Consider the following 13,402-nt stretch of genomic DNA (forward strand, 5'->3'; position numbering starts at 1 on the left):
TATCTTTCCAGGAGCGAGATTCGCTCGATGAACGAACCCGTTGATTGGCCGCGTGTACTCGTCGAACATCGTCGCTGGTTGGCGATTGTGCTCCGGGCTCGTGGTATAGAGGCGGGTGCCGTCGAGGAGGTATTGCAAGAGGTTCACGCCGAGGCACTCCGCTCGGCAGATCGCCTTCGCGACCCGGCAAAGGTTGCCCCTTGGTTGTATCGCATCGCGGTGACGTGTGCGTTGCTATATCGGCGACGCTTGGGTCGCCGCCGTCGGCACGAGGAGCGTTACGCAGCCGAGCTCAGCGAGCCGTCGAGTTCAGCAGAACCCGACCCGCTCGATTGGCTCCTGGCTGAAGAGCAGCAGAGGATCGTACGCGAAGCGCTGACCAAGTTGACTTCCCGTGACGCTGAATTGTTGTTGTTGAAATACACCGAAGATTGGAGTTATCGCCAACTGGCCGAACATTTGGGAGTGACCACCAGCGCCGTCGAAGCCCGTCTTCACCGTGCTCGTGAAAAATTACGACGCTCCCTGGCCCAGATGGCCCCAGAAATTGTTCCACGGTAGTAAGGTTGCCCACCTCTCCGAGTCGGGCAACGAGCAGTCTAGTTTGTTTTGTACGCCATGAATTCATCATCTGACGACAATTCGATTTTCGATCGCCTCGCAGATGGCGAATTACCCGCCGACGAGCGGCGCGAATTGCTCTCCTCGCTCGACGAGCGGACGGATGGCTGGCGGCGTTGTGCCTTGGCTTTGCTGGAAGCACAGACCTGGCGCAAGGAATTCAACTCATTGGTGCGCACGGAGGCCCCTCCCACGGCCGTGCAGGTTGCAGTTGCAATGCCCTCGCAGCTCCCTGCACGGCCAGTGAGGGTTCTGGTCCTGGCCGCAAGCACGCTCCTCGCCTTTGGGTTGGGCTGGAGCCTTCATACCCAGAGTGATCTCCAAGACATCTCGAGTTACACTGTGAAAACAGAAGTGCCTGCCGTCGATCAGTTGAATCGAAAGGCGGATTTGCCAGCTGAAAAGATCCACGAATCGCGAGACGCCGTCACTCTCGTGGTGCGCGATGTGGAAGGCCGCCATCAACGGGTTCAACTTCCACTGATGAAGGCCTCAGCACTCGGTGACCAGTGGACCCAGGGCCCTTCGGCCGTGCCGGCAGACTTGCGTGCCGGCTTACAGAATCGGGGCCTCGATGTTCGCCGCGAACGACGCTACGCGCCATTGTTCTTTGAGCAGGGTAAAGGTCTGGTCCCCATGGTCATTCCGGTGGATGATACCTACGTGGTGCCGGTGAATCGACCAGTGTATTGAGCAGGGAAGTAAGTAGGTGAGTAGGTGAGTAGGTTGCGGCTGGATTTAGAAAGAACCTACTCACATGAACTTTGCATTTCGAACGGTATTAAGTTGTCTTGAAAAATGACTATAGTAACTTCACTCTTTTAAAGGAGATTCAAAAAATGAAACGAAAGAATTGGATTTGGGAAGCTGGTTTTCTCGTCGTGGCGACGGTAATCGCCGGGCTGGTCTTGCAATCTTTAGCGCATGCTCAAGTAGACCAACTCGAAGGCCCCATCGTGCAGATTGCCCCGGAAAATGTTGATGCATCCGACCTGCCAGCCGTCCCCAGTGACGAAGCCCCGCAAGAAGTGAGCTATTGGATTGGACTGCGTGGTCGCAATGTCGATGACCCCGTGCTCCGCACGCAATTGCAGCTTGCTGAGGATATGGGCGTGGTGATCGAAGATGTTGTCCCCGACAGCCCAGCCGAGAAGGCGGGCCTTCGCAAGCACGACATCGTGCTGCGGGCCAACGGCGAGGTAGTCGACTCGATGCTCGTCCTCCAGGATCAGGTCGCCAAGAACCAGGACAAAGCACTCGAACTGTTGCTGCTTCGCCTGGGCAAAGAGCTGACCGTCTCGGTTACTCCCGAAGTGCGTCCAGACCATGTCGATCAGCTCTCAAGTGGTGCTGACATGAACACTCCGCTCGGCAGCCCAGACCAGGCACTGCAGCGACTGTTAGAGCAATTCAACGCGGGTGGCGGCCTACCTGGCGGCATCGGCGGCCTCCGCAGAATCGGCCCTGGACTCGCCTTCAACAACAATCGGCTCGATCTCAACGCAATGCCCAATGGGATGTCCGTCTCGATCATGCGCGAGAACGAGGGACCAGCTCAGATCACCGTCAAGAAGGGTGACCAGACCTGGAATTTCTCCAGCGACGACGCGAACTCCCTCGCCGAGCTTCCTAACGAGGTCCGCCAATACGTCGAAGGAATGCTCCAAGGCCAAGGCGGCGGGTTTGATATTCAGAAAGAGCTGGGCAATCTTGATTGGAAAGCCGAATTGCAACACATGCTCCCCGGCAACCTGGGTGGCCAACTCGGCATCCAAGAGCACGAGGACGAAGTGCTCCAGCGGATGCAGAAGATGGAAGAGCAACTAAAAAAGTTGCAACAGCAACTCGACGAAGAGTCTAACTGATTAGCACTACAGATAAGAGGTCTCCCTCCGATAGCCGGTTGAGTCGCAGGCACGTAGCTGCGACTCGACCGGCTTATTTTTGCACCTCAAAGAATTTAGAACGCAGATTAGGCAGATTTCCATGCAAAGAAAAGGATATACTTTTCCGAGCCGCAATCATCTGCAAAACCAGCGTTCATCCGTGGCTCATTTCTTACGACAACTCCACCAACTGCGACCGCCGCTATTGCCCACACGCCGCATCGATCTTGTCCTCCTTGCGATTGCGAAACCGCACCCGCACCCCTGCATCCTCTAGGATGCGGCGAAACTGTTGTTGTCTTTCGACCCGTCCAGGAACCAAACCTCCACAATTCTTGAAACCCGCGATATTTCGCATTCCGTACAATCAAAAAGCCATGTTGATTGTTTCTACTTGACTGAGTACCGTGGCACTGACCGGGTCACTGCTACCCGCCGTTTTCTTCGACCCCGCACGGCCCGCAATCGGAGACCTGTTCATGGCGCCGTCTAAGCCTCGGTCCAAAGAATGGCTCAGCCGCTTTAATGCCATTCCGCTGTATGTCCGCATTCTATTGGCAATGGTTCTAGGGCTCGTCACAGGTCTCTTGCTCGGCGAACATTCGCTCTTCTTCGAGATGCCCAGCAAGGTGATCCTCCAATTGTTGGGCGCCTTGGCACCACCCCTGATCCTTATCGCCGTCGTCCATGTGCTCATGACAACCGAGATTTCCGGCAGAACAGCCGGACGGTTGGCAGGGTTGCTATTGCTCAACACATCCGTTGCGATAGCCATCGGTCTCTCGGTCGCGAATTTGATGCAACCAGGAACCTGGTCGGAATTCAAGAAACCCGAACCCGCAGCGTCGCGCGAAGCGACAACCGCCTCTCCTGTCGACCTGCTCATCCAAAACGTGCCAAAAAGCATCTTGGGGCCCCTTGGCGACAAACAGAATATCATCGGCGTGATTCTCATTGCTGTGGCGTTTGGAGTCGCATTGCGTAGTGTCAAGTCGAAACCAATCAACGATGTGCAAAACTTCGTCGAGATTGCCTACGAAGTCATTCTCACTGTGCTACATTGGATCATTCAACTTGTGCCCATTGGGGTGTTCGCCATCGTCGCTAAGGTTGTCGGCACGGAAGGTTTCGCCCCATTTAAAGCCATGGGGGCGTTTGTCCTGGCGGTCTTGCTTGCGTTGGCCTTGCAAACGGGTTGGTACCTGCTGCGAATCCATTTCTTCTCGTGGGTGAGTCCCATGCAAGCATTACGCGGCACACGAGACGCGCTCGCGATGGCTTTCTCGACGGATAGTTCTACCGCCACGATGCCGGTCACTTACGCCTGCCTCACCGAAAATGTCGGCATCCGGGAAGAATCTGCCAGTATGGGTGCGCTGGTCGGGGCAAACTTCAACAACGATGGCACCGCGCTCTACGAAGCGATGGCAGCCCTATTCGTGGCCCAACTGCTCGGAATGCAACTCACCTTCTCTCAGCAATTGATTGTGGTGGTGACTTCCATCCTCGCTTCAGTCGGCGCCGCCGGTATCCCCGAAGCAGGCTTGGTGACGATGACCCTCGTCTTCACCGCCGTCGGCCTCCCCGTGGAATACATCGCCCTGCTGCTAACGGTCGACTGGTTCCTGGACCGCTGCCGTACCACCATCAACGTCCTGGGCGACGTCAATGTCAGTTGTCTGTTGGATGGAAAATTAAGGCCTGCGGTGATAGGTGTAGGCCGGAACGAGTAATGCGAGTTCCGGCAACCTACCAGCTCCGCTTTTCCGAGCAGAACCACCTGGCAACGAACGCTCCACAAATTGCAAACAGAAAAGCAATACCCAACGGTATGCAAAGCCACCACCCATCACGCCACGATAATGGACCGAAGCCGAAGCTTTTGTGCAAAAGGCCCTCACACACTGCATAAGTGAGAGCGGCTACATAAGCACCGTATAAAGCCAGAATTACACCTAGTGCCCACGCTCCCGAGTGGCGATTGCGAAAGCTCGCTATAAAAGCCCCTATGGTCACGATCAGCACGAATGCCCCACCAACCCAACTGTACATCTTAACGATCGTTAAAGAGAGGCTGGCGTATAACACGAGTCCTAGCAGATCTCTGAGCGAAAACTTCAAACCTGGGCTGTGCACTCTCGGAGTAGGCTGCCGACGATAGAATCGTCTTTTGTTCCACACCCACACTCCGAGCGGAACCATCACTACGGGAAACCCAAAAAAGAATGGCCACGGCGAAGAATAGTTGTCAAGCCTACCGGTCGCCAAGTCAAAGGCTAGCTTGTCGCGTTGATTTGTATGCACAATGAATTCAGTTGAACCGTCATCAATAAAGGAGTCCTGATCGACTGGTAGCTCCAATCCAAAGCTCAGCCTCATTAATAGCCTCATGAACATGCAAGGCACGAATTCAATTTCAGATTTATAGGAAAATACTTTGCTTCCGGATTTGTAAAAACTCAATTGGCGAGTTCCAGAGCATGAGCTGTCCCAAGGCGAGTACATAACTACCATATGAATTCCATCGTTAGCAACATATACATTTTGACAAGTTGAGAAATAGGGAACCGTCCAGATCGGATCTGTTGAACCGTCATTTGTGTATAGCCCACTGTCAGAATACTCAGCTTCGATGACCTGTTCTTTCTTGAAGTCTTCTATCCATTCTTGCTTCTCTTCTTCACTTAGGTAGTCGTAGACATCGTCGATGTGCTTGGTTAAGTCACTCAACTGCCATCTTTCTGCCTTGGGTGTCAATAGAACCAAAACGTACTGCCCATTCTTGGACTCAATCTTACGAGATTGGTAGTCGGGTAGGCCGGCGTCAGCATCTATAGCCGAGAAGGCAAGAGTTGCCAACAAAATAGGATGACGCAGTGACAAGTTACGCATTGCAATTACTGCTAAATTCTCACGATTCTGTACACAAGTCCTACCGCAACTCCACCAACTGCGACCGCCGCAGCTGCCCACACGCGGCGTCGATCTTGTCCCGTTTGCGATGGCGGAAACGCACCCGAACTCCCGCCGCTTCCAGGATCTGGCGAAACTGTTGTCGCCGTTTGGCAGTAGGAATCTATACAGCGACGCCAAACAGCATACCAATACCTGCAGTTGCCGCCATCGCAAGCGCGCCCCAGAAAGTTACGCGAGTCACCGCCTTCACGATTGGAGCACCGCCGACGTAGGCGGATACGCCCCCGAGCAATGCCAAGAACACAAGAGATAAAACTGAGACTACGATTTCGAGCCTATTGACCGGTGTGAGGAAGGCAGCCAACAGTGGCAATGCAGCTCCGATCGCAAATGTGCCTGCAGATGCAAACGCCGCCTGAACAGGACGTGCGGACATGGTTTCTGATATCCCTAGTTCATCACGAGCATGTGCGGCGAGGGCATCATGTTGTGTCAGTTGGTCAGCAACCTGCTGTGCAAGCGATTCTTCTAATCCACGTGCGACGTAGATTCCAGTGAGTTCTGCGAGCTCCGATTCACCATCGGTTGCAAGTTCTTTGCGTTCACGGCAGAGGTCGGCCTTTTCAGTATCGGCTTGGGAACTAACGGAGACATACTCACCCGCCGCCATTGACATTGCACCGGCAACCAATCCGGCGACACCCGCGACCATGATATTGCCATGGGTGGCGTCGGCTGCAGCAACGCCAACAACCAAGCTCGCAGTTGATACGATGCCGTCGTTCGCACCCAAAACGGCGGCACGAAGCCAGCCAATTCTTTCCGTACGATGTTGTTCCTTATGTCGCATATCTTTCCATTTTCGGGTCTAAGCTACACGTTTGGCGTGCAAACATAAGTAGGAAATAGTATCTCGGACTTCACTCAAACTTGGAGTATCTTCAATAGACTCGGGTCGAGGAGATTCCAAAAACGTGGCTCGTTCCCATGGAATAAAGATGACGCCAAACTAGCTAAGCGAGTTTCACGTAGTCTTAAAAACTTCTGGAACTAGTGATCATCATGGTAACCACTTCCATGGCTTAGGATTAGTCACCTTCGCCGAGCTGAATATTTGTGCCAATCAAGGGGAGCTCAACTCGCTGAGTTTGTCGGTCATACCCACGAAATACCATTGTAGCCCAGCCAATTACAAACAAAAGGAACATGAATCCAATGACTGGCTTGGGAGATGGGATTGTATCTTTTTCCTCGCCTTCCTTCGTACCGCTAAACATGCTGAAAATGATGTTCTCTTTATGCCTGACGACGTGCAATATTACGCCGCAAACATGAACCGCGACCACAGTGAGCATAACATAGGCAAGTACTCCATGGGCTTCTTCAAAGAATTCTCCCTGCCCCATCAGCAGGCCCGATGCCACGATACTCAGGGCTAAAACGATCATGGCTATAGCAGCGTAGCTCGCTGCGGGGTTGTGGCCGAGATAGCGACGTCCTTTCAATGTGATAATGCTTATCAGATAATCGGACACTTCTTTCGGTCGATAGACGAACGATTGAAAGCGGGCATGTTTTGTGCCGATGAAGCCCCACAGAATGCGAAGAATTACCATTGGGGCAAGGATGAGGCCGACAAGCATGTGCAGGTCAAATAGTTGACTATGCTCCGGGGCAAATTCCGCGAGTCCAATGGCGGAGAAAAAGCATGCCACAAATGCCCAATGGAAAATGCGGACAGGGTAATCCCAAGCAGTAATTCGTGCCATTTCAAGTACCTTCTTGCGATAAACTTATAATTTGTTTCCCCGACGACTCCGCTCTCGCGTTTTCTGTCATCGTGGGTGCTCCCCTGCATGTGCCTCGACCCACCGGAACCGGGTCAATATAGCATTGGAAGGGGCGTGAAGGCCTATTAGTCTCTCATGGACGAACAAGGCAAGCATCCCAAGAAGTAACAAGAACATTGCAGATGGTTCTGGTACGGCCGCAATCCTAGCCACGAGTAGTGGCGATCCGTAGTTGCTCTGCCAATCGGCTACATTTCCTACACCCGGATTTCGTTGCCATGCCAAGAAGTCATTGCCATCGACGTCGCCATCAAGGTCAAAGTCACCTGGCAAGCCGACAGCATTGCCTGCTAATACAAGTGCAGTGAATGCAAAATCTACGTAGAGATTGACTATGTAGGAATCAAAATTCTTCAGAAGGGCCGTGCTCCCTAAATAGTTCGGCGATGTGTCATAGGAGAAAGATTGGCCGTAGTAGCCCGTAGCATTGAAGTAGAGAGGATCATTGAAGGCGTCCTCTCCGCTGAGCAACGGCATGATTTCGATACTACCCCCGGCACCTGCAGTATTGGCGAGCAGCTTGGCGGTGAATGACGTCAGGTCGAACACGTGGCCGTCAACTCGCTCGATAAAAATTTGTGCTTTTTGGCTGTTACTTCCTGGGGGTGGAGTCGTCACGCCTTGTGCTTCGATGCCTTCCGGCCAAGGCACTCGAACCGTGCGCCCAATAGGATCAGGCCCTATGCCGCCAGTAAATAATTTGTCACGGGTGTAGGTGAAAAGGAAGCCGTTGCTGCTGATGGTATCCGAGGTCACACCGGATGCGACATTCGTTGCGATCTGTGAACTGTCGAAAAAGACAACGGTTGACGCGCTTGTTGTCGCATAACAGAGGCAGCAAAAAGGTATTACCAAGGTCAATGGTGCGGGCCGGAGCATAGAATTACCGATCAATCATATTAGGGACTACAAATGGTTAGTGCTTCTTAGGTCGCTGCTATTCCCGAGGGTTTTGCGGACTCTTGACGCAACACGTGTCATCAGCGATCTGCCGAAGCAGATTTCCTTGCTGAATGCTGTCGGCTGATAAATCTCATGGCTCGACTGCCGACATTGGTACAAAAATCGAGAAAACCACAAACATTCAGCTTCTTTCACACCGAAGCGAAAGTGCCACCAACCAGTCTAATGATGTCCTTCTCAAAGATGGTGGTTGATGACACTTTGTCACCTCGCTTATGTTACTCTCCTTTATCTACAACATTTGAAGAGCAACACTCTCCCACACTCGCCCGCCAAGAAAGTGGGTCGCCGGTTTGGGGGACGGCGGCACTTGCACTCGAGGCACTGCCAACAGTTGGCTGAACTTTGCTTTCGAGCGATCCTCGCTATCTTTGCTGACGCTTAGCAACCGTACCTATCAGGCCAAATGCAAAAAGCAGCAGAACACAAGTCTGTGGCTCAGGCACGATTAGTCCTAGGTTGACCGCTGCATTCTGCGAACCCAAGTACATACCGACATCATTTGGGCCTGGATGTGAATCACCAAATCCGAACTCAAACTGGGCTTCATGGGTCTCGGGATCATACACACCATTGAATTCGTAGAATTCATAGCGACGAAGGATCGACGCTGCATTCGGACCGACAGGAACTCCATAGCCACTTTCCAATTTTCCAGAGTCTGGGTTATTAAACTCTTTCTGCAATAGCTGCCACTCAGTTTCAGTTTCTGCTTGTTGGACATGTGCATTGTCGCCCACGAGATCTTCCAACTCGGTCGGATCTTCCAACTCCGTAGTGAATACTTTTACCCAGAGTGCTTCCCCGAATTCAAAGCCCTGTGGTGGATCAGGAGCCTCGACTTGTGCCACCACCTGAGGAGGTGCAGGAGGAGCCCCGGGGGCAGGAGGAATAACAACCCAAGCTGGTGCAGGAAGCTGGACGACGCCGTTGGCATTGGTCAATACACCTGGCGAAGACTCAAGTAGCCAACTGTACGTAGTTTGGGTGGGATTCCCATTCGTGCCGACACCAAAATGATCACAAGACGTGTCGGCGCTATAGCCTATGCCCCCACCGGACCAACAATTGTCCCCAGGCGTCACAACGTTGCCACTGGGAGTGTTATAGTCCCAGCTGGTGCCATCCCAGAGGGCACTATAAGTCACTCTCGTGCCGAAGTTTGTCCCATTGGTATATTCAGAAATCGAGGGAGACCCATAACGCTCTACGCTTGTCGCAGGATCAAACCCGCGACCGGTTGGAAAGCCGCGACCAGGGCCACCAAAGACATCCGTAATATCTGAACTATGGAGGCCCTCTAACTCGATTTCAAAGCCATATGCAGTCTGACCTGTATCATTGATCACGTCAAAGTTTCCTAGAAACCCAATGACAGTTGCATTGGCAAAGCTCGGAGTGAGTGTCAAGGCCAGCGCAGCGACGGCCGTCATGGCCACTAGACGCGAATTAAGTCCCCAGCACTTCAGAATCCTGGTGGGTGCTCCTAAACTGTTCTTTACTTTCAGGCATCGCAGTGAAGTTTTCATTAGAAACTCTCCTTTGGGTAATTGCACCACAAATAACATTCGCTGGCGTGACGGCCGAATAGCACATCCGCTGTACGTTCTCCAAGTTAATGCGGAGGCTCAATTGTGTGGTTATCAATCGACCCACACTTTACTTTACTTCTGGGTTAATGATCCTCATATTAAGTAGAGCATGATTGACTCTCATGGTCCGCCACGATTGTTATGCGCGAGCCAATGCCGTTATTTAATGTAAAAACCTTAATTAGAAACACTTCTTAACAACCGAAGTCTAACTCGGCTGTCGAACACTGCGCAGCGGGGAACACGGCAATTTGTTTGCGAGATATGGGGAGAATCCTGGCAATGAGCCAGGAATGCGAGGGAAACCCTGGCATGTGAATAAAGAGCAGCCTCTGGCTCCTAGAGAAGGGGCTCACTCGGCCCACGATTCAGCAAACATTGCTCGATGGCAAAACGCGTCAGATCGGCGCGGTTTTTCAATCCTAGTTTGTCTCTCAACCGACTACGGTACGATTCGACCGTTTTGACACCTACTTCAAGTTGATCGGCAACCGCTTGATTGGTGTGTCCTTGAGCGATTAAAACCAGCACCTCCCGTTCTCGCTTGCTGAGCTTATCAATAATCGAATCTTTAGGAGTCTCGCCACAGAACGGAACTGAGCCTGCCAATGATGTTGTACTACTGGCATCGACAAACATGCGTCCTTGGTGGACTGCACGAATTGCGCTAAGTAGTTCTGTGTCAGCGGCACTCTTCACGACATATCCAAATGCTCCCATGGCCAACGCTGTTCTCAAAAAGGCGGGATCATCATGCATGGTGAGCACGATCACTCGACAAGTGGGAGCTATTTCGCGAACTTTTTCAATAGCGCCTAATCCCAGACCTCCCGGCATCGACAGGTCAAGCGTGATAACGTCCGGCTGAAGAGTCGGTAAGTTCGACAAGACGTGCGAGAAATCGCCAGCCTCTCCGACAACCGCCATATCCTCTTGACTCTCCATCAAAAGTCGTAATCCACTTCGCAACACTGCGTGATCATCAGCGATAAATATACGAATCTTACACATTTCCTACCCCATGGTGTGTACAGTCACTTGGATCAACACCCCTCCCTGCGTAGCGGTATCGATGAGACACTCGCCGTGAAGCATTTCTGCGCGTTCTCGGATACTATCCAGCCCTTGCTTACGCCGTTCATTAGATAACTGTGCATCAGCACTGCCCTTCATGCCTCGGCCATCGTCGGCAATAGACAATGTTACCAAATTGCCTTTACGAGTAAGAGCGACATCCACGGAGCTTGCCTGGGCATGTCTCGCCACATTTGTTAGCGATTCTTGAAGAATCCGATACAAAGAGGCTTCGACCGCCAAAGAGTGTTTTCCAAAATCTGTCTCAGGAACCTTGAGTTGCACGACAACTCCATGGAGTTTTTGAAAGTCTTCACAAAGTCTTTCAATGGCCGCTACCAAACCCAACTCCTCCAAGACTCCGGGTCGCAGGCCACTCGCCAGTCGCCTAACTTCATCATGCGCAGTAGCGCCTACTTTGCGGAGGTTCTGTGCCAGTTTCTGCGCAGAGCAAAGATCTCTAGCTGACTCTATCGTGGCAAGCCCCACCAACATGGCCGTGAGTTGTTGACCGATTTCGTCGTGCAAATCCCTAGCGATTCGCGATCGCTCTTGCTCTTGTGCCCGGAAAAGCGAGTGCAACAACTGTGCGCGAGACTCCAACAGGCGACGTAGTGGTTTCACCACGAGCCACCAAATCGCTGGGGCCATGACGAGCGTCAATATCGAGGCATCGAGTAGTCCTTGAAGGAGAGCTGTTTTTGACCATGCCGGCAAGTAAGGCAGAAGCAGCATGATGGCCACTTCCCCGGCAAATGTACTCACGAGTACCAGCGAGAAAATCCAAAGTGACGAAATCGGCCTCCGTGCAATAATTGGCAGTTTGTGCATTTCATCTCAATGAGCGCGATTCACTCAATTGTTTGCAACTCACCGGTGAGATGAGATACTTCCGCTCCCCTTTGGGTTCAACCTAGCACCCTTTTATGCTAGTCATCGTCGCCATTGTACAGCACGTTCGAGCAATTGTCTGAAGCTGAATGGTTCTTTGTAAAAAAATTGCGAGTTGTTAAGAACTAGAGCCCTGTTAATAAAGAGATGAGTTGTCCAGTTTGCCAATCAGCATGTGTCGTATTCAAGGTCGCTTGTAATCTCCCAACACGGGTCTGATAATCGACAGAACGGATTTCGGCAATCGTCGGATTAAGGAAATCAATCTCCGTAAGACTGATTGCCGTATAAATCTCATTCCACTTTAGGTCCAAACAAATAGAATCGGAAGTAGACCCTTCAAACGTCGAATCTGGAGCATCTCGGTGCCGATGGCTACTATAGAGTTTGCAACTTATCCCAACTCCACCAATTGCGACCGCCGCAATTGCCCACAAGCCGCATCGATCTTGTCCCCTTTGCGATGGCGGAATCGCACCCGCACTCCGGCATCCTCCAGAATGCGGCGGAACTGTTGCTGCCTATCTGCAGAAGGAGTGCGATAAGGCAAATCCGCCACAGGATTGTAAGGAATCACGTTCAATAGTGCTTCGCGCCCGGCGAGTAGCTCGCCCAACTCGCGCGCATGCTCTGGGGCATCGTTCAAATCGGCCAGTAGCACGTACTCGAAGGTAAGCCTTCGCCCTGAGACGGCAAAGAAACTATCCGCCGCCGCCATGATTGCCGTCAGGCCGATCTTGTCGTTTACAGGCACGAGTTGATTGCGCAAGGGATCATTCGGAGCATGTAGCGAAATCGCCAGGCGGTAGGTCGCCTTTTCGCCGGCCAATCGTTCAATTTGTTGGGGAAGACCGACCGTGGAAATCGTGATCCGCCGGGCGCTGATGTCGAAACCCTCAGCCCGGTGGGCCTCGGCCAAGGCGGGGAGCAATCCGTCGAGATTGGCTAGGGGCTCGCCCATTCCCATCACCACGATGTGGCTGAGCCGTTCCTCAGGGCCGAGCAACAGTTGCAGGCGAAGCATTTGCTCCAGGATTTCACCCGTGGTCAGATTTCGTTCCACGCCATCTAGCCCACTCGCGCAAAACACACAGCCCATGCCGCAGCCCACTTGGGTGCTAATACAAATCGTGCGGCGGATCTTATCACGCAAGAGCACACACTCGATCTGTCCCCCTTCAGGCAGTCTCAGCAGCAGTTTCTCGGTGCCATCCTCGGCTTGGGTATGCCGCAGAATCTCGCTTTGCCACAACTGCCAGTCGGTAGCTAATTGACTTCTCAACGACTTGGGCAGGTCGGTCATCTCGTCCCAGTCGCTTACCCGTCGCTTGAAGAGCCAGTTTTTAATTTGCGCAGCGCGGAATCGTGGCAAGCTGTTTTCCTTGAGCCAAGCATCTAAGGGCTCGCCAAGTGCGTTTAACAAGTGCGGCGGATTTGGAGTCATGCTTTAAAATTCTACTTAGGAAGAAATGGAACGCGGATTAACGCTGATTCGGCTGATTTCCGCAGATTGAAGTGAGTGATTTCTAAAACTTTCTCATTTCAAAAAAATCTGCGTCGATCTGCTCAATCCGCGTTCATCCGCGTCCCATTCTTTTTTCACTGCCTG

Annotated in this window: 13 protein-coding genes; 4 read left to right on the forward strand and 9 right to left on the reverse strand. The window is 52.4% G+C overall.

All coding sequences use genetic code 11. The annotated features are described in order from the left end of the window. Positions 1-27 precede the first annotated feature (27 nt). From Pla144_RS05065 to Pla144_RS05075, 3 genes are all read left to right on the forward strand, one after another. Positions 28-561 carry an RNA polymerase sigma factor gene (locus Pla144_RS05065; protein WP_146448397.1) on the forward strand — a complete coding sequence of 178 codons (534 nt, stop codon included), beginning with the start codon at positions 28-30 and terminating at the stop codon, positions 559-561. Between the two features lie 57 nt (positions 562-618). Beyond that, a complete protein-coding gene (locus Pla144_RS05070; RefSeq protein WP_146448400.1) occupies positions 619-1,314 on the forward strand; it encodes a hypothetical protein in 696 nt (231 codons plus the stop codon). Between the two features lie 146 nt (positions 1,315-1,460). Continuing rightward, entirely contained in the window at positions 1,461-2,486 is a 1,026-nt protein-coding gene (locus Pla144_RS05075) for a PDZ domain-containing protein (RefSeq protein ID WP_146448402.1), read from the forward strand. 223 nt (positions 2,487-2,709) lie between these two features. Here the strand turns inward: Pla144_RS05075 and Pla144_RS24460 are convergent, their stop codons facing one another. Then, positions 2,710-2,865 (reverse strand): hypothetical protein, encoded by a 156-nt coding sequence (locus Pla144_RS24460; RefSeq protein ID WP_197530390.1) that lies wholly within the window; start codon positions 2,863-2,865, stop codon positions 2,710-2,712. A 121-nt stretch (positions 2,866-2,986) separates the two neighbouring features. On the opposite strand from Pla144_RS24460, the gene Pla144_RS05080 reads away from it, so the two are divergent. After that, a complete protein-coding gene (locus tag Pla144_RS05080; protein WP_146448404.1) occupies positions 2,987-4,240 on the forward strand; it encodes a dicarboxylate/amino acid:cation symporter in 1,254 nt (417 codons plus the stop codon). Positions 4,241-4,256: 16 nt separating this feature from the next. Here the strand turns inward: Pla144_RS05080 and Pla144_RS05085 are convergent, their stop codons facing one another. From Pla144_RS05085 to rlmN, 8 genes are all read right to left on the reverse strand, one after another. Then, positions 4,257-5,399 carry a hypothetical protein gene (locus Pla144_RS05085; protein WP_146448407.1) on the reverse strand — a complete coding sequence of 381 codons (1,143 nt, stop codon included), beginning with the start codon at positions 5,397-5,399 and terminating at the stop codon, positions 4,257-4,259. A gap of 184 nt (positions 5,400-5,583) precedes the next feature. Further along, on the reverse strand, positions 5,584-6,273 hold the full coding sequence (locus Pla144_RS05090; RefSeq protein WP_146448409.1) for a VIT1/CCC1 transporter family protein: 690 nt from the start codon (positions 6,271-6,273) through the stop codon (positions 5,584-5,586). A gap of 238 nt (positions 6,274-6,511) precedes the next feature. Next, a complete protein-coding gene (locus tag Pla144_RS05095; protein WP_146448410.1) occupies positions 6,512-7,192 on the reverse strand; it encodes a cytochrome b/b6 domain-containing protein in 681 nt (226 codons plus the stop codon). Positions 7,193-7,258: 66 nt separating this feature from the next. Continuing rightward, positions 7,259-8,152, reverse strand: coding sequence for a PEP-CTERM sorting domain-containing protein (locus Pla144_RS05100; protein WP_146448413.1), 894 nt, complete (start codon positions 8,150-8,152; stop codon positions 7,259-7,261). Positions 8,153-8,601: 449 nt separating this feature from the next. After that, positions 8,602-9,765, reverse strand: a complete 1,164-nt coding sequence (locus Pla144_RS05105; protein WP_197530391.1) for a PEP-CTERM sorting domain-containing protein — start codon at positions 9,763-9,765, stop codon at positions 8,602-8,604. Between the two features lie 402 nt (positions 9,766-10,167). Next, positions 10,168-10,839, reverse strand: coding sequence for a response regulator transcription factor (locus Pla144_RS05110; protein ID WP_146448415.1), 672 nt, complete (start codon positions 10,837-10,839; stop codon positions 10,168-10,170). Positions 10,840-10,842: 3 nt separating this feature from the next. After that, a complete protein-coding gene (locus Pla144_RS05115) occupies positions 10,843-11,733 on the reverse strand; it encodes a sensor histidine kinase (RefSeq protein ID WP_146448417.1) in 891 nt (296 codons plus the stop codon). 454 nt (positions 11,734-12,187) lie between these two features. Continuing rightward, the gene (gene rlmN / locus Pla144_RS05120; RefSeq protein WP_146448419.1) at positions 12,188-13,237 is read right to left on the reverse strand and encodes a 23S rRNA (adenine(2503)-C(2))-methyltransferase RlmN; all 1,050 of its coding nucleotides are present in this window, start codon (positions 13,235-13,237) and stop codon (positions 12,188-12,190) included. Between the last annotated feature and the right edge of the window lie 165 nt (positions 13,238-13,402).

Source organism: Bythopirellula polymerisocia (assembly GCF_007860015.1).
Taxonomy (GTDB): Bacteria; Planctomycetota; Planctomycetia; order Pirellulales; family Lacipirellulaceae; genus Bythopirellula; species Bythopirellula polymerisocia.

What these genes read in the sequence shown, in the direction of transcription:
- Pla144_RS05100 (WP_146448413.1), bottom strand. Translation starts at nt 8,152, where the DNA reads ATGCTCCGGCCCGCACCATTGACCTTGGTAATACCTTTTTGCTGCCTC.
- Pla144_RS05090 (WP_146448409.1), bottom strand. Translation starts at nt 6,273, where the DNA reads ATGCGACATAAGGAACAACATCGTACGGAAAGAATTGGCTGGCTTCGT.
- Pla144_RS05080 (WP_146448404.1), top strand. Translation starts at nt 2,987, where the DNA reads ATGGCGCCGTCTAAGCCTCGGTCCAAAGAATGGCTCAGCCGCTTTAAT.
- rlmN (WP_146448419.1), bottom strand. Translation starts at nt 13,237, where the DNA reads ATGACTCCAAATCCGCCGCACTTGTTAAACGCACTTGGCGAGCCCTTA.
- Pla144_RS05065 (WP_146448397.1), top strand. Translation starts at nt 28, where the DNA reads ATGAACGAACCCGTTGATTGGCCGCGTGTACTCGTCGAACATCGTCGC.
- Pla144_RS05085 (WP_146448407.1), bottom strand. Translation starts at nt 5,399, where the DNA reads ATGCGTAACTTGTCACTGCGTCATCCTATTTTGTTGGCAACTCTTGCC.
- Pla144_RS05110 (WP_146448415.1), bottom strand. Translation starts at nt 10,839, where the DNA reads ATGTGTAAGATTCGTATATTTATCGCTGATGATCACGCAGTGTTGCGA.
- Pla144_RS05095 (WP_146448410.1), bottom strand. Translation starts at nt 7,192, where the DNA reads ATGGCACGAATTACTGCTTGGGATTACCCTGTCCGCATTTTCCATTGG.
- Pla144_RS05115 (WP_146448417.1), bottom strand. Translation starts at nt 11,733, where the DNA reads ATGCACAAACTGCCAATTATTGCACGGAGGCCGATTTCGTCACTTTGG.
- Pla144_RS05070 (WP_146448400.1), top strand. Translation starts at nt 619, where the DNA reads ATGAATTCATCATCTGACGACAATTCGATTTTCGATCGCCTCGCAGAT.
- Pla144_RS05105 (WP_197530391.1), bottom strand. Translation starts at nt 9,765, where the DNA reads ATGAAAACTTCACTGCGATGCCTGAAAGTAAAGAACAGTTTAGGAGCA.
- Pla144_RS24460 (WP_197530390.1), bottom strand. Translation starts at nt 2,865, where the DNA reads ATGCGAAATATCGCGGGTTTCAAGAATTGTGGAGGTTTGGTTCCTGGA.
- Pla144_RS05075 (WP_146448402.1), top strand. Translation starts at nt 1,461, where the DNA reads ATGAAACGAAAGAATTGGATTTGGGAAGCTGGTTTTCTCGTCGTGGCG.